At 70.6% G+C, this 19794-nt stretch carries 4 protein-coding genes; all 4 read left to right on the forward strand.

The features are described from left to right. The first annotated feature begins 2 nt into the window (after window positions 1-2). From NMQ09_RS18895 to NMQ09_RS18910, 4 genes are read left to right on the forward strand one after another with little or no spacing between them, the layout of a single operon-like run. The gene (locus NMQ09_RS18895) at window positions 3-3860 is read left to right on the forward strand and encodes a DUF6603 domain-containing protein (protein WP_255192122.1); all 3858 of its coding nucleotides are present in this window, start codon (window positions 3-5) and stop codon (window positions 3858-3860) included. Beyond that, window positions 3857-7477 carry a hypothetical protein gene (locus NMQ09_RS18900; RefSeq protein WP_255192123.1) on the forward strand — a complete coding sequence of 1207 codons (3621 nt, stop codon included), beginning with the start codon at window positions 3857-3859 and terminating at the stop codon, window positions 7475-7477. Before NMQ09_RS18895 ends, NMQ09_RS18900 begins: the two co-directional genes overlap by 4 nt. Beyond that, a complete protein-coding gene (locus tag NMQ09_RS18905) occupies window positions 7474-17448 on the forward strand; it encodes a hypothetical protein (RefSeq protein ID WP_255192124.1) in 9975 nt (3324 codons plus the stop codon). Before NMQ09_RS18900 ends, NMQ09_RS18905 begins: the two co-directional genes overlap by 4 nt. Further along, on the forward strand, window positions 17445-19751 hold the full coding sequence (locus tag NMQ09_RS18910) for a hypothetical protein (protein WP_255192125.1): 2307 nt from the start codon (window positions 17445-17447) through the stop codon (window positions 19749-19751). The genes NMQ09_RS18905 and NMQ09_RS18910 overlap by 4 nt, the downstream gene beginning before the upstream one ends. The last annotated feature ends 43 nt before the right edge of the window (window positions 19752-19794 follow it).

Consider the following 19794-nt stretch of genomic DNA (forward strand, 5'->3'; position numbering starts at 1 on the left):
CCATGACAGACACACCGGACCTATCCAACGGATCGACCGACCAACAGTTGTTCATCGCTGTATCGCGCGTCTTCGAACCGCTCGTCGAAGCCGGGGAAGCGGCCGCCAATGGCGAATACGAACCACTCGAACGGCTGCTCGAGTCGGTCGGTGTTCCCGCTGACAATCTCGAGGATACGTTCGACGTAATCGCTGCGAACGCAGAGGCTGTCGCGGCCACCTGGGAGACGATCGATCAGGTCGTCGAGGGTGGTGAGTTGCCGCCGGTGTCCGAGCTTCGATCCCTCTTCGACGACGTCAGGGCCGCCGTCGTGTCGGTTCGTGACCTCGACAACGTCACCGTACCCGAGATCGATGGGGCGGACGTCGGTTCGCGACTGCTCGATTACCTGTTGCTCACCTACCTGCGGCGATACCACGCCAGCGTGTACAACGGGCTCGCGATGGTCGGCGTCGTCATCGAGGGGGCCCCTGGAACGGTGGATTTCACCGCCCTTCCGGACGTCCTCGAGGATCCCAATTCTGTCGTGGCTGACCTCGTAGCGTGGGGGTCAGACGACTTCGACGTCTACGTGCTTTTGTACTACCTCAGGGAAATCCTCTGGAACTTGGGAATCCCGGCCTCGCTCTCGGAGTCCAACCCGGCGGTTGCCGCCCTGGCCAGCGTGAGCGAGGGAGACGACGAATTCCCGATCGCCGTCGAGCAGGAACTTCGCATTCCGATCGTTCACGAGGTAACGGAGACTGGCGGCGTCGCGCTCTCGCTCGCGCTCGTCCCGTTACCGCCAACCAACGACGGTTTGCTCCCGGGCGTCGCCGTCGTTCCACTCGGGAACGCTAGCTTGAACGAGACGATTCCGCTCACCGACACCGTGACGTTCGACGCCGGGTTCAGCGCCGAGCAGGCCAACTGGGGGCTGACGATCCGTCCCGACGCTGAGGACGGGATTCGAGCCGAACTGGAATCGATCGGCGACGGGGAAGCGCCGACGACGGTTCATGGCGAGGCGGGCGTCACGATCGATTCTCATGAAGACGAAACGAAACGAACGCTCATCGGTGACTCCGACGGCAATCGACTGGCGATCGGCCAGGTGTCAGTTCGCGCGAGCATCCGGTACGACGGTGACGAGCTCTCGATGGCGTTCGAGACGCCGACGACGGGATCGATCGTCCTCCAGCCCGACGCGTTCGACGGCTTTCTGGCGAACGTCCTCCCCGGAGACGGCATCGATCACGACTTCGACGTGACCGTCGGCTGGTCCTCGAGCGAGGGGCTGTACTTCGAACGCGGAGGCACGTTGGAGACCTCGATCCCGCAGAACGCCTCGATCGGCCCCGTCACCTTCGAGGAGATACACCTCGCAGTCCGACCCGACGCCGACGACGGGTCGGGTGCCGAGATCGACGAGGATTCTCGGACGATCCGGCTGACCGGGGCCGCCTCGGCGACGGTCGAGCTCGGCCCGGCGACGGGGACCATCACGCGAATGGGAATGGACGCGACGCTCAGCTTCCCGGAGGACGCCCCGTTCCCGCCGGACCTCGACGTCGGTTTCAAGCCACCGGACGGCATCGGCCTCGCGATCGACTCCGGGCCGGTCTCCGGCGGCGGCTTCCTCGAGTTCGACCACGAGAACAACCGGTACGCGGGCGCGGTCCAGCTCCACGTCGGCGACCTGACGCTCAACGCGGTCGGGTTGCTGACGACGGAGCTACCCGACGGCGGCGACGGCTTCTCGCTGCTGGTGATCGTCGCGGGGGAGTTCACGCCGGTGCAACTGGGCTTCGGCTTCACGCTCAACGGTGTCGGCGGGCTGGTCGGCATCCACCGGTCGATGAAGAAGAAGCCGCTCCAGGAGGCGGTCGCGAGCGGCTCGCTCGACTCCGTGCTCTTCCCGGAGGACCCGGTCGCCAACGCCCAGCGGATCATCACCGACCTGCGCGCCATCTTCCCGCCGACGCGGGACACGCACGTCTTCGGCCCGATGGTGCGACTGGGCTGGGGGACGCCGACGCTGATCACGGCCGACCTCGGGGTGGTCCTCGAGGTACCCTCGCTCAATATCGCCATCCTGGGGCGGCTGTCGGCACTGCTGCCCGACGACGTCGCGCCGCTGATCGAGCTCAACATGGACGTACTCGGCTTCGTCGACCAGGAGGCCCAGGAGGTCTCGATCGACGCCTCTCTCTTCGATTCACGGGTTCTCCAGTGGAGTCTGAGCGGCGACTTCGCCCTCCGAAGCGGCTGGGGCCAGAACCCGCGATTTATCCTCTCGGCGGGTGGCTTCCACCCCGAGTACGAGCCGCCGGGGACGTTCCCCGAACTCGACCGGGTGAAAGCGAGCATGGGCAAGCCCGACGACCGCATCTACGTCGAGCTCTCGGGGTACTTCGCGCTGACGACGAACACCGCCCAGGTCGGTGGCAAGGTCGACGCCGCGGCCACCGCCGGTTCGCTCGAGGCCGCCGGCACCATCTGGTTCGACGCCCTGTTCGAGTTCGACCCGTTTTTCTTCACGATCACCTTCGGCGTGAAGTTCTCGGTCACGTACAAGGGGAAGGGATTCAGCCTGACGGCGAAGGGAAAACTCGAGGGACCGTCGCCGTGGTACGTCGAGGGCCGCGTCGAGATCGATCTCAAGCTCAAGACGATCGGAAAGAGCTTCAGCGGGTCGATCGGCTCGGAAAGCGACGACGACGGCCTGCCGCCGGCGGACGTCATGTCGAAGCTCCTCGAGGAGCTCGAGCGCCCGGGCAACTGGAGCGCCCAGCGCCCCGCCGACGCCGGCTCGCTGGTCACCGTCCGCGAACTCGACGAGCTGACCGCCCCCAGCACGGGTCCGGACGCGGACGACGACGCTGCCGAGCGCGTGCTCGTTCACCCGCTCGGAACGATCTCGGTCCGCCAGACCGTCGTCCCGCTCGACTTCCGCATCGAGGTGTTCGGCAACGCCCGGCCGGCGACGGAGACGAAGTTCACGATCGAAGGGGCCGCCGCCGAGGGCGAAGCCGACGCGCTCGAACTCGAAGGTGTCCTCGAGGAGCAGTTCGCCCCGGGTCAGTACCTCGATCTAACCGAGGAGGAGAAGCTCGACAGTCCGTCGTTCGAGTCGTTGCCGGCCGGGCGGACGGTCGAATCGGCCGGCGTCTTCAGAGGCGGCGACTCCGCGGAAGAACGCCTGCGAAACGCCCGGGAGGCGACGCTGTGTTACGAGACGTTCGTCGAGGACCGGCGGAAGGGCCACTGGGCGACGCCGCTGGCCGACCTCGGCCGTTTCAAGCAGTTGCCCGACGCGGAATCGTATCTGACCGAACCCGTCCGACTGGCGCAGGCGTTCGACGACGTGGGCGCGGTCGCGACCGCGAAGTCACGGGCCGTCGGGAAGCGCAAGTACGTCTCGCCGGTCGTGACGGCCGAGGCGACGACCGTCGACGCCGAGGCGGAACCGATGACGGCGACGGTCGACGTCGACGCCGAGACGGACACGCTGACCGTGACGGCCGGACCGGTCGTCGAGTCGGGTGACGTCGGGTCGGGCGATGCAGTGGTCGACGGACCGGGCGATGGCGACGCCGGTTCCGGGCGCCTCGAGTTCGACGAACGCTCGATCTCACAGACTGGCGAGGTGTCGTTCGAATCCGTGACTGGCGGATCGACGCTCTCGGTGGAGGAGGGGAGGTACGTCCCCGTCGATTCGGCCGACATGACGCCGGCGCCCTTCGCCGAGGGGCCGGTCAGCAAGACCGCTGCCAGGCGGGCCATCGCCCGACACGTCCGGGCGAATCCGGCCGAGAAGGGTCGGTACCAGGTGGTCGAGCGCCGTCGCGTTCGCGCCACGACGGAGGGGATTCGATGAGCGACGACGCAACCTACACGTTCTATCCGGTGGTCAGAGCGGGGCATCGACCAGGTAGCGAGTTCGACGGGGACGAGGGGTCGATTCCCGATAGCGGGGAGACGGCGGTGACGCTTTCGGTCACCGGCTACGACGACGATGATCGGGAGACCACCGAGGAGGCCGCGGTCGCCGTCCACGTCTACGGACCGGGCGACGTGACCGGCCTCGACGAGCGCCAGATCGTCAGGCGCGAGCCGACACCCCGGACGGACGCCTTCCCGCCCCGGCAGTTCCCCGTCGTCGAGTTCGACCGACCGGACCTGCCCTGGCTGTTCAGCCCCCAGCGCGCGGACGTCGCGGGTCGGGTCCACCCCTGGCTGTGTCTCGTCGTCGTCGACCGCGATCACCCGGACGTCTCCTACGCGGCCGTCGGTCCCGGGTCGCTTCCGGCGCTCGAGGCGCCGGTCTCCGAGCTACCTGATCCGGCCGAATCTTACCTCTGGGCGCACGCCCAGCACCTCGGCACACCCGGCGACGGCGCTGACGTCCCGGCGATCGCTGCCGAGTCGACCCACTCGCGCTCGCGGTTGCTCTGTCCGCGGAACCTCGAGGCGAACACCCGCTATCGCGCGGCGGTCGTTCCGGTGTTCGAGCCGGGTCGACAGGCGGGGCTGGGTCGCGACCCCGACCCGACGAACGCGTTCGCCTGGGACGCCGAGTCTGGAACGGTCGAACTTCCAGTCTATGACTCCTGGACGTTCATCACCTCGCCCGAGGGAGACTTCGTCTCGCTCGCGACCGATCTCGAACCGGTCGTGCTCGGCCAGGACGTCGGCCGGCGGACCGTCGACGTCAGCAAACCCGGGCCGACGGCGCTCAAGCGCCCGGGCGAGGGCGCAGAGAGCACGGTCGGTCTCGAGGGCGCCCTCGAGTCGCCCGCGGCCGCGGCGCTCTCAGATCCCTACGATCCCGACCTGGCCGACCGGCTCCGGTCGCTGCTCAACCGGTCGGAATCGCTCGACGAGGCGCTCCCGGAGGACGTCGTCGCCCCGCCGCTGTACGGGCAGTGGCACGCGAGCCGATCGGTCGTCGGCGCGGCCGACGCGTCCAACGCCGACTGGTTCGACCAGCTCAACGCCGACCCGCGCTACCGGATGGCCGCCGGCTTCGGGACGACCGTCGTGCAGGCCGAACAGGAACACCTGATGGCCGCCGCGTGGGAGCAGTTCGGCGACCTCCGGGAGGCCAACGGCTACCTCTGTCGGAGCCAGCTCGTCCGGGAGTCGCTCCGGACGACCTACGACCGAATCCGGACGAAGTCCCCCGGCCGACTCCTCCAGCTCTCCGGACCGATCCACCGACACGTCTTCGACGACCGGCTCGAGGGGACCGTCCACTCACACGTCGTGGGGACGACGACGCCCGTCGGGATGACGAACCCGAAATTCCGCGGACTCACGAACTCCCACGGACCGCTCGCCCGGCGCGACGGCGCCACGTTGGAGGCGATGGCGATCGCCACACGAATCGAGGAGGGGTTGGTCCCCGGGCAGACGCTGGATGCCGAATCGAAGGCCGTAGGATCCGAGACCGACACCGTAACCGATCACGACGGGGTTCACGAACTCGACCCCGAGGCGGGCGTCGGTGCCGAATTCGGCGGCGTCGATACGTCACTCGACCAGGATCTCGCGACGGGGCCGGTCGGCTGGAGTGCGCCGAGCTTCGGCGACGTCGGCGCAACGGGCGCCGGCGGCCCGGGTGGGGCGAACGTGCTGGCGGTGACGGCCGGCAGCGAGGGGCCACAACTCCCGCCAGGGGTCCGCTCGGCCGATCCCGACGCCGATCCGGCCGACGAGCGCTACGAGTCGCGCGTCGCTCGCCACCGCGTGCTCGCGCTGTGTGAGAGCGTCGAACGCCACTGCCTCTCGGCACGCTCGGTCCTCTCCCGGCTCGAGCGAGCCGTCGACCGGCAAGAGCACGCGCAGGTGGTCGACCTCGTCCGGGCCGACCCCGATCCCTACCGTCGGGCCGCGAGCATCGTTCCGAACACGGTCGAGCCACTCTCACGGGCGCTCTCGAAGCTGCTGATCGAGCCGCGGCCGCCGACGGTGGCCGCCGAGCTGACGAGCGACGTGGCGGCCGACCTGTGTGACCGGCTGCGCGAGTCGGGCGACCGGCTCGAAGCCGCCGTCGAGGCGGCCCTCGAGGCGGCCGTCGAGGGACTCTCCGATCCGGAGGCGCCGCTCGACGCGGCGAGCCCGCCGCTGTCGTCCGCCACGACGACGATCTCGCGGATGATCGGCGTCGTCGACCGAATCCGGAGCATGGTCGCCATCGAGGCCGACGCAGACCCGACGATGGCGGGCGCCGAAGGTCCAACCGACGCCGACGGGATGGGTGCCGGGTTCTCGACGTCGATGCTCAAGAGCCAACAGTTCGGCCCCGCGCCGGGCGCAGAGCTGGCCCAGGCCGACCTCGAGGCGGTCACCGACGCCATCCTGACCGAGCTGGATCCCGACCGGGGCCTCCCGGCCGTCGTGGCCGATCGGCTGAACCTCCCCGCCATCCCGGACCGGCTCGACCCGCTCGAGCAGATCATGGCAGCGCCGTCGTTCGACCGGCCGATGTCCGAGTCGCTCGTCGACCTCGACCCCGAACACTTGCTACCCGGCGTAGGCGAGGTACCAGACGACAGCGTCGGGCTCGTGCAGACGAACCCGGCGTTCGTCGAGGCGTTCATGGCCGGCTTGAACCACGAGATGGCCCGGCTGCTGCGCTGGCGTCGGTACCCGACCGACAAGCGCGGGACGTACTTCAGGCAGTTCTGGGACCACCGGGCGAGTCCCGACGTGGACACCCTCGAGGATATCGAGGAGCTGCACCGCTGGTCCGGTGCACTGGGATCGAACGACCTCGAGGGGGACGAGCAACCGACGGCCGTCCTCCTCGTTCGCGGTGAGTTACTCCGTCGGTACCCGAATACGATGATCTACGCGGCAAAAGCGACCGAGGACGCGACCGGAGCGATAGACGACTCAGACCGAATCCCCGCGTTGCCCAACCTCTACGAGAACGTCGAGGAGGGCGATGCCCTCGACGACGAGAACGTGCGGTTTCCCGAGTTCAGCGGCTCACTCGGAGACGACGTCACGTTCTTCGGCTTCGACCTGACCGTGCCCGAAGCGCGAGCCGATCCGTACCACCTGCCGGAGGAGCCGGCGCCGGACGACCACGACGACGAGGGCTGGTTCTTCGTCATCGAGGAGCCGGCCGCCGACGTCCGGTTCGGCATGCTCGGCGGGGACGACGACGAGTCGATCGACCCGATCGCCGAGACGGGCGAGCACGTGGCCGTCGCCAACGAGCCCGGCTGGTACGACGGGATGAGCGACGACGACGGATCGGGCGTGAACCAGTCCGTCGAGTGGGGCAAGAACAGCGCGCACATGGCCCACCTCACCTGGCGTCGGCCGAGCCGCGTCGCGATTCACGCGAGCGAGCTGTTGCCCGATCCCGACGACGACAGTCCGTTCGTGATCGGGGAGATGCCCGAGTCGTTCGAACTCGCCGACGACCTCTCGTTCCTGACGTCACCCGGATCGACCTCGACTGACGGAGGTGTCGACGAATGAACGCGGGAACGGACGCTGGTGGCGACGCCAGCGAGGACCTGTACGCCGAGGCGGCGGCCGCACGGGAGCGGTGGCGCCGGAGCGACGACCTGCTCAACCGGGCCCGGCTCGTCCGGGAGGAACTGCTCGCGTTCGGCGACGCGGTCGACTGGATCGGCCACGGCGTCGACGACCTCTCGGCGGGATCGTCGATCCTCGCCGACCTCGATTCGACGGAGCGGGCCGCCTGGGAGGCCGTCGAGGACGCCCTCGAGCGGTTCCAGCTCGAGTCCGACGAGCCCCGCGACGCGCTCGCGTTCCTCGTGGAGTCGGGCGAGGACAGCGAGCCGGCGCCGCTAACCGCGTTTTCGACCGAACACACGGTCGACGCGACCGTCGGCGCCCTCGTCGACGCCCTCGAAACCTACGCCGACGGCGGCCCGTGGGACGCGGTACCGGCGGCGCTCGCGGCCGTTCCGGCCGGCCCTGAACCGGTTCGGGACGCGGCCGAGCTGTTCGAGGCGGTCGCCGTCGCGGCGTTGCACGACCGGGTCGCCCAGCGTTCGCGCGTGCAGGACGCGATCGACGCGGCGACCGAGGCGGTCTACGACCCCGTGACGACCCTCGAGGAGCAGCCGATCGCGCTGTTTCCGGTCGGGATCGAGACGCGCTTCGTCGGCCCCGCGGATACCACGTCCGCCGAGGAGGACGAACTCTGGATCCGTCTCTACCACGACGACGTCCACGCCCACACCCACGAGTTCGAGCTGACGACCGAGGAACGTCGGTCAGGAAAACGCTTCTGGGCGACGATGTGGCTCGCCGCCCACCCCGACCCCGACGAGATCGAGTTCGACGCCGAGGGGACGTACCTCACCGAGCGGTTCCCGAACGACCCCGGCCTCCGCGAGATGCTCGCCGGAATCGACCTCGATCGGTTTTCCAGTACACACGACGCACGCTACGACGAGCTCAAGTCCCGCGCCTGGGGGACGCTTGTCGACCGACTCGGCGAGGACCGGGCCGACTACGTCGTCCACGCGCTCGCACCGACCGACCACGACGGCACCGACCTCGAGTACGCCCTCCTGACCCCACCCGAGCTGGGGCTACCCGACCTCGACGCGAAATCGGCCGTCCCCGATGAGGTCGACCGCTCACCCCCCGAGACCGACGGCGAGTATCCCGGGCTCGCCTTCCCGGAGACGCCGTTGCGGAGCCAGCCCTGGACGAAACAACCGATCGCGAAGTTGTTGCCCGACCGCTGGGTGGCCCTGCTCGAGTGGGAGCGTCCCGACGGCGAGACGGGCCGGAAGACGATCGCTGGCGAGCCGATCGAGGACCTCCTCCCGATCGGCCCGCGGGCGGAGCTCGAGGGCGACGGCGGCGGTCCGGACGACCCCGACGGCTCGGAGTGGACCGAGGAGATCGAGGCGGCGTTCGAGGTGGGGATGGCGCTTCGCGTTCCGCTCGCGGCCCTGCCCGGCTACGACGATGCCCGCGGGATCGACCGGCTCGTCGTCGTCGGGGCGAAAGCGTCGATGGCGCCGGGTTCGACCGCCGAAGCGCTGACCGACCAACTCCGGAGCCACCAGTACACGAGCGGACTCTCGCTACTCTCGCCGGGGACGGAGACGAACGTCGAGTCGGCCGATCCGGTGGGTGCCCTCGACGAGGATCCCGAGGCGATCGGCCCGCCGCGAGTCGCCGAGATGGACTTGAGCGACGGCGACCTCCTCGCCCGGGCGCTCGCGCTCGACACGAGCGACGGCCACCCCTTCGCCCACGTCCCCGGGGCGGACTCGACCGACCAGCTCGACGCCCGCCACGCCAACTCCGCGCTCTGGCCCGCGACGCTCGGCTACACGCTCACGAACGTCCTGACGCCGAACGAGCTGATCGGCCTCGAGAGCATCTGGGACGGGGCGTCGAATCCGGTTCCGGGATTCGACGACGGGGAGACCGACCCCGCCGAGGCGCTGGCCTGGCTCGACGCCTACCGACGCCACTTCATCCGGTACGTCCGGGCGCGCGGCCCGTTCCCGACTCTCCGGGTGGGGTCCCAGCCGTACGGCCTCCTCCCGGTGACGGCGACCCACGACACCGAGACGGCGGTTCCGGCGCCGGACCCGAACGTGGTGTCTGCGATCAAGAACCGAGCGCTGACGGTCCCCGAGGCGACCGACCAGGGCGTCCGAATGGCCTCGCTGGTCCAGGCCCAGGAGCTGTCGACCGAGGAGTTGCTCGAGGCCGACGCCGAGCCCGAAGCCCTGTACGAACACGACGTCGACCCGGTCGAGCTCCTCGAGGGCGGCGTGGAAGCGACGACGATGCGCGAGCTGGGCGAGAACGTCGAGGAGCTGGCCGACCGGGGTGCAGAGCTCTCCCAGCTCGTGACCGCGGGGTTCGAAGTGGTGGAACTCGAGTCGGTCGGCGCGACCATCCGGGAGGTCATCGAGGCCGGGGCGAAGCCCCAACAAATTGCCCGGGCGGGCGCGACCGTGGCCCAGCTCGCCGGCGTCGACATTCCCGCCGAGGAACTCGTCAGAGCCGGCTTCACCGCCCGAGACGTGGTGTCGGCCGGCTTCACCGTCGCCGACGTCCTGCGCGGCGGGGCCCCGCCGAGCGCGCTCGCCGACGTCGGGCTCGACCGAGACACGCTCCGCCGGCTCGAGGCCCCGGCGGGGAGCCTGCGTGTCGCCGGCGTTTCGGCGGCGGACCTGCTCGAGGCGGGCTACACCGCCTCCGAGTTGCTCAACGGCGGCTTCGCCGAGGAGGAACTCGCGAACACCGGCATCTCGCTCGCTGACGTCGCCGACGTCGGACGATCGGTCGCCGAGCTTGCGAACGAGGGCGTCACCGTCGACGGCCTGCGCGAGCGCGGCTTCGGTCCGGACGCCCTCCTCGAATCGGGGTACGGCCCGGACGCGCTGCTCGAGGCAGGCTACACCGTCGGCGAGTTGCTCGACGCCGAGGAGTCGGTCGACGCGCTGGTCGACGCTGGTGCGGACCTCGGCGCGCTGAAGGCGGCGGACGTGTCGGTGGCGGCGCTGGTCGACGCCGGCGCCGACCTCGAGACGCTTCGCGAGGCGGGGACGGGTGCTATGGAACTCGCCGAGACGGGCCTCGAGCCCGAGGAACTGGCCGACGCCGGCTACACGCCGGCGGAACTCGAGGCGGCCGGTCTCCCCGCCGAACCGGCCCGACCGGAAGCAGACGCCGAGGCGGACGCAGCCGACGTTCCGTCGGTGCGGACGGTCGAGGTGACCGAACCGGTCGGGAAGGCCGAGCGCGACCTCTACGCGTTCGGGTTCGATCCCGCGACCTCGCGGACGCTCACGCTTGGCGGCGTCGGGGAGGCTGGCGGCGCGAACTACCTGCTGCACACCGGTCGCGAGCCCACCGGCGCGCAGACGACCGGCACGAAGACGCTCGCCGACGAGACGGACCCGGTCGAGCCGACCGTCGATCCGGACGGTCTCCTCGACGGCGACCACGTCCACGATCGGGACGAGATCGATCCGGCCATCGTCGACGCCGCCCGGTCCGCCGACGAGCTGGAGTCGGCTGTGGGAGAGTCGACGATGGCCGGATCGATTGGCGGCGAGACGATCGTCGACGTCCCGCAGGGCGTGATCGACGGCGACCTCGTCGTCCGGCGGCCCACGCCGACCGACGATCGGGTCGCCGACCGGATCGAGTCGCTCGTGACGTCGCTGCGGCCGCTGTGGAGCGAGGCCGCCGACGACCTCTCGTTCGCGTCGGGCGCGGACGACTGGTCCGTCCTGGACGCCCTGGAGCGAGAGGCGGTTTCCCGGGCGGCCCGCGTCGACGCTCGCGTCGCCCCGCAGCACTCGGCTGATAACGCCGGGGCGCTCAGGGCGTTCCTGACCGAGCGCGACCTCCACCAGTTCGATCCCCGACTCGCCCACCTGCCGCTCCAGCAGGTCGATGACGGCCCGCTGTTAGAGCCGCACGAGATCGTCGACGCCGACGTCGACGTCTTCCTCTCGATCCTCCGGGCAGAGTCCATCGAAGACCTGTGGACGCTCTCGTACGAGGCTGACCTGTCGCTGTTCCGGAGGTCGTCGACGAACGGGACCGGCTCGACCACGATCGACTCGTCCGGCTTCTCCGGTTCGCTGGCCGACGCGTGGGGAACGCTGCTCCCGGGATCACGCCGGGCGGCGCTGTACGCTGCCCTCGAGGAGGCGGACGATCCGGTCGGGTTGCTCGACGCCGTGTTGACCGACCCGGCTGGCGCGGGACCGGCCGGCGAGAAGCTGGAGACCGCGGCGGACTTCGCCGCGTCCTACGGCGACGCCGGCGTTCACCGGTCGCTCGCACGCGTCCTGTTACAGCACGGGCTGGTGCGCGAGTACCTCGAGGCGCGCGCTCGCCTGGGAATCGCGTTCGACGACCCGCCGGCGAGGCCGTTCGACTTCCTGCACTTCTCGAATCCAGCTCTCACGACGTACGTGACGGCCTACGACGACCTGATCCAGCCGACCGTCCCGGACCCCATCGTCGACGCCGTTTACGGGACGAGTTTCACTCAGTCCGGTGACGACGGCGACGACGATATCCCCACGGTCGACGTGGGCGAGCGCGACCTGACGAACGCGGAATCGATCGACAGGACGGACCTCGACGAGGTGACGTTCACCTACGACGACGTCGACGCGGACGAGGAACCGGAGGGTGACCGACGAACGGACGGCGGATCCGAGGGCGGGGGTAACGATTCCGCCGACGGCGGGGGAACCGATCGCTCCGGGATGACCGTTTCGTTCGGCGTCCCGGAACTGGACGCGGCGGCCGTCGACACGAAGGCGAGTTCGCACTCGCTGGCGAAGACGGGCGCGCTCGCCGATGCAGCCAAATCCGTCGACGCCACTGGCGATACCGACGATGCAATCAAGGCCGACGACACGGCCCGGCACACCGCCACCCAGTCGGCCTGGCCGGCTGGATCGGAGGAGTTGACCTACGGCGAGCACGTCCCCGCCGAGCCCCTGCTGGCGGACCTCTCCTACCGCGATCCCAGCTACGCCGACGTCCTGCGGACGATCGCGGCCGACGACGCGACCACGACCGGGCTCGATCCCCGACTCAGCGAGTTCACCGACAGCCTCGCGCACGTACAGACGGTCGAGCCGGCGTCCCTCGCGACGCTGATCGGCGAGACCCTCGACCTGGCGAGCCACCGCCTCGACGCGTGGTGGACGTCGCTCGCGACCAAGCGGCTGTTCGAGCTGCGCGAGCACCAGCGACTCGGCACCGAGGCGTTCGACGCCTGGGACGTCGAGGGGTACGACCCGGACGAGATCCTGGCGGGGCTCGACCCGTCGCTCGCGGGGGCGCTCGAGCTCGAGGTCGACGCCGGTGGCGACGAAGGGGACGGAAGTGACGCGGACGACCCGAGCGAGATCGACGGCTTCGGCGCCGAACTGGCCGAGGGGGCCGAACCCGGCATCTACGTCGGCGGCTACGGCGTCGTCCACGATCTGTGCCCGACGCCCGAGGAGACGCCGACGTACGTCCACGCCCCGTCCGTCCAGCAGGCCGAGACCGCGGCGCTCCTTCGAAGCGGCTACCTGGCCGGCGAGGACGACGAGGGGGCGAACCTCCTCGACGTAGACCTCTCGGCCGAGCGCGTCCAGGACGCCCGATGGCTCCTCCAGGGCGTCAGGCGCGGCCAATCTCTGGGAGAGCTACTGGGATACCGGTTCGAGCGTCGCCTCCACGAGGAGACGGTGAGTGCGACGGGGGAGAACCTGATGCAGTACCGGAAACCCCTTCGGGAGGCGTTCCCGGCCGTCCTCGGCTCGCTCGAGTACACCGACTCGCCGATCGACCCCGAGGAGGCAGCTCGGCGAGCCGAACTCGCGAAAAGCGACGTCGTCGACGGCTACCAGCTCGTTCGACACTGGCACGAGGCGTATCCGTTCGGCTACGGCTCGGCGCTCCCGGACGACGGTGACGACGACGCCGACCCGGCGTACGTCGCCCTCGAGGCGATCGTCGAGGAGCTTCGAGACGACGTCGACGCCGTGAGCGACCTGCTGATCGCCGAGAGCGTCCACCAGCTGGGCAAGGGCGATGCCGACAGGGCGGGGCTCTCGCTCGAGGCGCTCTCGACGGGCGCCCACCTGCCGGAGCCCGAGGTCACGGCCCTGCCCCGGAGCGAGACGGGTCTGACCCACCGCGGGCTGGTCGTGCTCGAGGCCGACGAGTCCGATCCGGACGGCGCTGAGCCGCACCTGCGGGCGGTCGCCGAGCCCGCACTCGAGTCGTGGGCGTCGTCCCTGTTGCCGGAATCCGAGGACGTCGGCTGTCGCGTCGTCTACGAGTGGACCGAGGGCGAGGACGGATCCGACCCGGCGGGCGAACCGGTCTTCCACGAAACGACGACGACGATGGCCGTCCTGGACCTGTCGGCCCTGGACGTGCTCGCCCTCGCCCAGGACGCCGAACGGGAGGGACAGTCTGAACTCGAGCGACGGTTCGCCTACCGGCTGCGCCGGGACCGGCCCGCGGACGTCCCGCCAGACGCGTCGGTTTCGCTCACGCTCACCGATCCCGGTGACGCGGCGATCAGCGTCGCCGCGCTGATCGAGGCCGCACGGAGCCTGGCCAGTCTGATCGACGCCGGCCGGCCCGCCGACGGCGTCGACCTGGTCCACCCCGCCGATCCCGCGGACCCCGGCTTCGACGAGACCTCGGTCGACGCGATCGAGGCGCGGGCGACGGCAGTCGAAACGACGCTGACGGCGCTCGAGGCGACGCTGATCGATCGGGTGACGCCCCTCGGCGTGGACGCGGAGACGCTCCTGGCGGGCTCGAGTGAAGAGCCTGCGGGCGAGACGGGGACCGAAACCGGTGACGAGTCGACGGACGCCGGCGACGTCGACCCGATCGACGAAGAGGCGGCGCTGACGACCCGCGCCGACGCCGTCGGCGAGGCCCTCGATTCGGTCGCCGACGACGGGGTGCTTGCAGCCGTCGAGGAGGCGACGACGGCGCTCGAAACCGCCGACGTCTCCGGTGCGCTCGAGGCGCTCGCCGACGAGCTCCCCGCTGGCGTGACCGACGCAGCCAACGCGCGTGAGACGCACCTCGTGGTCGCCGAGGCGGATCAGGAGCTGGTCGGCGCGATCGGCCACGTCCCCCGTCCGCCGAAGGGTAGCCGTGGCGACGATGACGCTGCCGAAGCAGGTGACGGGAGCGAGTCCGATGGTGGTGACGGCAGTGGCGATGGCGGCGGCAGTGGCGACGTCGGGGGCGACAGCGGTGACGGCGGTGACGACGGTAACGGCGGTAGCGACGGTGGCGACGGCAGTAGCGATGATGACGGCGGTGACGGTGACGGCGGAGTCCGGTACCGGACCGTCGAGCTGCTCGATCCGGGGATTGGCGTTCCGGAGTGGGTGCTCTCGGAGGCGGCCGAGGCAGACGAGTCGGATGCCCTGGAGGGTTCCCTGTTCGAACTGGACGCCGTCGCGCGGCCCTCGATCGACCCTGATGCACTCGCGGGGAGGCCCATCGATCCGACGGGTGGCTCCGGCGACGACGAGGGCGTGGACGACGCCGACAGTGCTGACGACGCAGACGCGGCCGACGACGCCGAGGACGAGGACCCCGACGACGGAACGGACGACTCGGTCGACCCAGTGATTCCGACGGTCGACGTCTACGTCTGGGGCGTCTCGGGCACGACGCCGTTCGCACGCGTCACCACGGCCGACGTCGACGCCGGCCGGTTCGCGACCACCGTCGACTTCGACGACCTCGAGCCCGGTGCCCCGTTCTCGGTCGTCGCCGTGGCGGGCGGGACGATCGTCTACAGCGCGGCCGGTCGGGTGCTGGCGACCGGAGACGAGCCGGCACCGGATCCGGCTGGCGCGGTGGACGACGCACGCGACAGCCTCGGCGCCCTCTGCTGGCTGGCCGCCGTCCGCGAGTCACTTTCGCTCGAGGACGACGCGCCGACGCTCGCGGAGCTCGAGGCCGCCATCGAGGCGCTCGACCTCGAGGCCGTCGCGGCCGAGGCCGCGGTGATCGAGACGAACTCGCCGGTGCTCACCGACGCCGACCGGGACGCCGTCGGGGCGCTCGCCGCCCTCGACGCGGTGGAGCTCGCGGCCGTCGTCGACGCCTGCTGGGACCTGATCGACGTGGCGGTGGCCCTCGGCCTCGACGCGGCGTTCGACGTGTTCGGCTCGAGCGGGGGGCACGCCAGTGCCCGGATCGAGCCGGTACCCGGGTTCGAGGGTGTCGGCGACGTGCGCCGCCGGCTCCGACGGGTGGCGGCCGACGCGGCCGTCCTCCGGTCGTCGGCGCCGCCGCGTGCGCTCGCGTTCGACCAGCCGGTCGGCCACCTGGTGGCCGAGACGGTCGAGCCGACCGTCACGGCCCGAACGATCGACGCGCTCGTCAACGCGCCGCCGTGGCTCGTCGGGGCGCTCGCCGACGTCGTCGACCGACCGACCCTGACGCTGGCGCGGCTCCAGGCGTGGGTGTTCGACGCCGACGGTTTCGCGTCGCTCGCCGCGAGCGGGTTCGAGGCCGACGGCGACGAGGGTGGGGCAGCGAGCGGTGGAGAGCCGAACCACCTGGCGGCCCTCGCCGACGACCTCGCGTCGATTGCGGGCGCGGTCGACGACCTCGAGACGTTGTTCGCCGGCGTGGCCGAGACGGAGCCGACGGCGGCGGCCGGCGACGCCCTGATCGAACTGGCCGACGAACTCGACGAGCTGGCGGCGTCGCTCGACGACCCGTCCGACCTCGCCGACTGGGGGGCCGGAACGGGACCGAATCCGATCGACGCCACCGAGACGATCACCGACGACGCGGCCGTCGCGACCGAGGCGGTTTCGGCCGACCGCGCGCTGCTCGAGGCCGCCAGGGACGCCGACGGTGCGACCGCCCTGCGCCGGGCGGTCCTCGAGGGGCTCCGTGAGCCACTGCTCGCGGCCTCGTTCGCCGGCTTCTACGGGTCGGTGCCGGCGGCACCCGTCGGCGACGCGCGGGAGGACGAGCGCACCCTCCGTACCCAGGCGACGACACTGCTGGTCGAGCTCGACGAGCGCCTGACCGATGCAGCCGGGCTCGACCCGACGCACCCGTCGTACCCGACCGACCGGCCTCTCCCACAGCGCGTCGAGGACGGGCGCGAGCGACTGGCGATCTTGCTCGACGACGAGGTTCCGATCCTGGTGCCGTTCGGGCCGCCCAACGGTGGGGAACTGGCGCGAACGTTCGCGGAGACGGCGCCGCCGGCGTCGGCCGGCCCGCTCGCGGTGGAACGCTGGTTCCAGCGCGTCTCGCGCGTCCGGTCGCGGCCGGCGAAGCTGCGCGACGCGCTCAGCTACGCCGAGGCGCTGACCGGCGAGTTCGCCCGGGAGTTGACGGTCGGCCAGCTCCCCTTCCGGTCCGAGGACGACTGGATGGGCGCCGACGGCGTCGAGGTCGAGCGAGGACGGCTCTCGCTGGTCGCGCAGTTCGGCCCCGGCGTCGAACCGGCCGACGTCGGCGGCCGGGTGACCGCGCTGTTCGTCGACGAGTGGGTGGAGACGGTGCCCGCCGAGACCGAGCGGACGGGGCTGGCGATCCAGTGTGACGATCCGGGCAACCGGCCGCCGCAGTCGATCCTGCTCGCGGTACCGCCCGAGGACGAAGAGTGGTCCCTCGGGGCGCTGTTCGGCGCGGTGACGGAGACGATGGCCTACGCGCAGTACCGGTCGGTGGACCTCGACGACCTCGCGGCGGTCGAGGGTGCGCGCTCGCTGCTTCCCGGCCTCTACTTCCCGAACGACGGCCAGGAGCGACCCGTCACGCCGTCGGTGAATTTCGACGTGATCGACTGGTACGATCGGTCCACCGACCCGCTGTTGCTCCCGAGGCACGTCTACGAGACGACGACGGTGCTCGAGGAGGTCCAGTTCATCGCCGACTCCCTCGAGGCCGACGACGCGGGTGATTCGCGATGAGCGCCGACTGGCCCCACTGGAGTCGCCTCGCGCCGATCTCACGGAGTACGGATCTGGAGGAAGGGCTAGCCGGACGGGTTCACGATCCGCTCTGGCTGTTGAGCCGCCAGTGGCAGCTCGCCGAACTCCGTGGCGCGGACGCCGGGACGCCGGTCGACGTCGCGGTGCGGACCGAGCGGGACGCGCTCACCGCGGTCGAACTCCGCGGCGACGGCGAGGCCGGCGCGGCCGACGCGGTCGCCTACGACGGCGGCCCCCTGGAACCGCTCATCGAGCGGGAACCGGTGATGACGGGCGAGCGCGTCCCGACCGGTCGGCTCGCCGCGGAGGCGGGGAGCCAGTTCCGCCGGCTGCTCGCCTCGACGGGCGTCGGTGAGTACCCGGTCGCGGACTTCCCCGAGGAGTTCCACCTCGAGACGCCCGAGGAACCCATGGAGGCCGCGGACCGACGCTACTTCCGCGTGATGGACGGTCGAGCGCTCGACGGGGCAGCGATCTACGCCGCGCTGGCGGACGCCGTCGAGGATCTGGCGACGGTGGTCGAGGTCGACGACCCCGTCGACGCCTGGAACGGGGTGACGACGTCGGCGCTGCCACTGCCCGCGGGGGCCTCGCCCACCGACGAGTATCGCGATGCGGCGCTCGCGTACGCGGAGTGGTACCTGACGCTGTACGACGAGCCGGACGCCGAGACCGGGACGGCCTGGCGACCCACCCGCCTCGAGTACGACGCGGCGATCCGGACCGGGGCGGGCGAGACCGCAGCTTCGTTCGACGTCTCGGCGTACCCCGGCGGTCGACTGGACCGCGACGCGTTCGTCCCCGGTGCCGACGCGCTGGCCGAGGGCGCGGACGACGGCAGTGACGAGCCGCCCGTCGAGCTCGATCCCTACGAGGCGGGCGGTCCCGACGGCAGTCCGGCGACCACGACTGACGAGTGCCACGGGCTTCCCACGATGGTGAATTTCCCCGGGATGCCCGACCGCCGGTGGTGGGAGTTCACCGACGCCAGCCTCGCGCTCTCCGAGCTCTCGGCCGACGGCGTCGGCCTCGCGAAGCTCCTCCTGCTCGAGTACGCCGTCGAGTTCGGTGCCGACTGGTTCACGATCCCGGTCGAGGCGCCGATCGGCTCGTTCGTTCGGATCACCGAGTGTACGGTCACCGACGTCTTCGGCGTCGAGCTGCCCGCCGAGCCGGTGACCGACGACTGGTGGCTCTACCGATCGGAGACGGAAGCGCACGACGAACCGGGGCTGTTGCTCCCGCCGACGCTGGCCGACGTGACCCGTGGCGACCCGATCGAGGAGGTCGTCATGGGGCGAGACGAGCTGGCGAACCTCGTCTTCGCGCTCGAGCGCGTCGTCGAGGGACCGGCAGACGAGCCCGTCGACCGGACGGAGTTTCAGGTGCCGACGCTCGAGGTGGAGACCGTCCACATGGCTGAGGATCCGGACCGGGAGTACGTCACGTTCACCAACCCGGGCGAAGACAGCTACGACCTGCGGAATCACGAGGTCCGGGCGGTCTTCGTCGAGACCGAGGGCGAGCCCGGCGACGGGGCCCCGACCGTCCACGAGACGATCGAGCCGATCTTCTCGTTCGACGCCGTCGAACCCGAGCCGCCGGAGCTCGGGCCCGGTGAGTCGATCACGCTCTACACGGGCACCGCACCGAGCGAGGACGACTTCGGTGCCGGACTGGCGCTGTCGGTCTGGCACGAGGCGGACGCCGTCGACGTCTACGACACCGACCCCGATGCGCCCGGCGTCGCGGGTGGGTCGGGCGGTGCGTCGACCACGGAAGCGCTCGCCGTTCGGAAGCTCCTCACCCGCCCGGACGCCGACGGCGGCTACCGGCTCTCGACGGCCGTCCCGCCGTACTGGTTCCCGTTCACGATGGACTACGATCCGGACGATCCGCCGACGTGGACCGACCCCGACGCGGCCTACCGGCTCACACAGGCCCTGTTGCTCGACGCCGACTCCCTCGACGCGCCGCTGACCGAGATTCCACGACCCGAGGGACTGATCCTCGCGCCCGATCCGGCGACGCTCCCCGCGGAGGATGAGACCGGAGACGACGGCGACGAACTCGACGACGACGCCACCTGGGTCGGGACAGACCGCCCGTACTGGATCTACGAGGAGGAGGTCACTCGTAGCGGCGTAACCATCACCCGAACGTACCAGCTGGCGCGCTGGACGGACGGCACGACCCACCTCTGGTCCGGCCGCCGGACCACCAACGGCGCGGGCGAACTCGCGAGCGGGCTCCGCTTCGACGTGCTCGAGGAGCTCGAGTAGCCCGGCGACCGTTCCAGCGTCGAGGCCGACTCGTTACAGCGAA

The organism is Natronobeatus ordinarius, from assembly GCF_024362485.1.
GTDB classification, from domain to species: Archaea; Halobacteriota; Halobacteria; order Halobacteriales; family Natrialbaceae; genus Natronobeatus; species Natronobeatus ordinarius.

Excerpts from the sequence above, each read along its gene's own strand:
- NMQ09_RS18905 (WP_255192124.1), top strand. The coding sequence starts at position 7,474 with ATGAACGCGGGAACGGACGCTGGTGGCGACGCCAGCGAGGACCTGTAC.
- NMQ09_RS18895 (WP_255192122.1), top strand. The coding sequence starts at position 3 with ATGACAGACACACCGGACCTATCCAACGGATCGACCGACCAACAGTTG.
- NMQ09_RS18900 (WP_255192123.1), top strand. The coding sequence starts at position 3,857 with ATGAGCGACGACGCAACCTACACGTTCTATCCGGTGGTCAGAGCGGGG.
- NMQ09_RS18910 (WP_255192125.1), top strand. The coding sequence starts at position 17,445 with ATGAGCGCCGACTGGCCCCACTGGAGTCGCCTCGCGCCGATCTCACGG.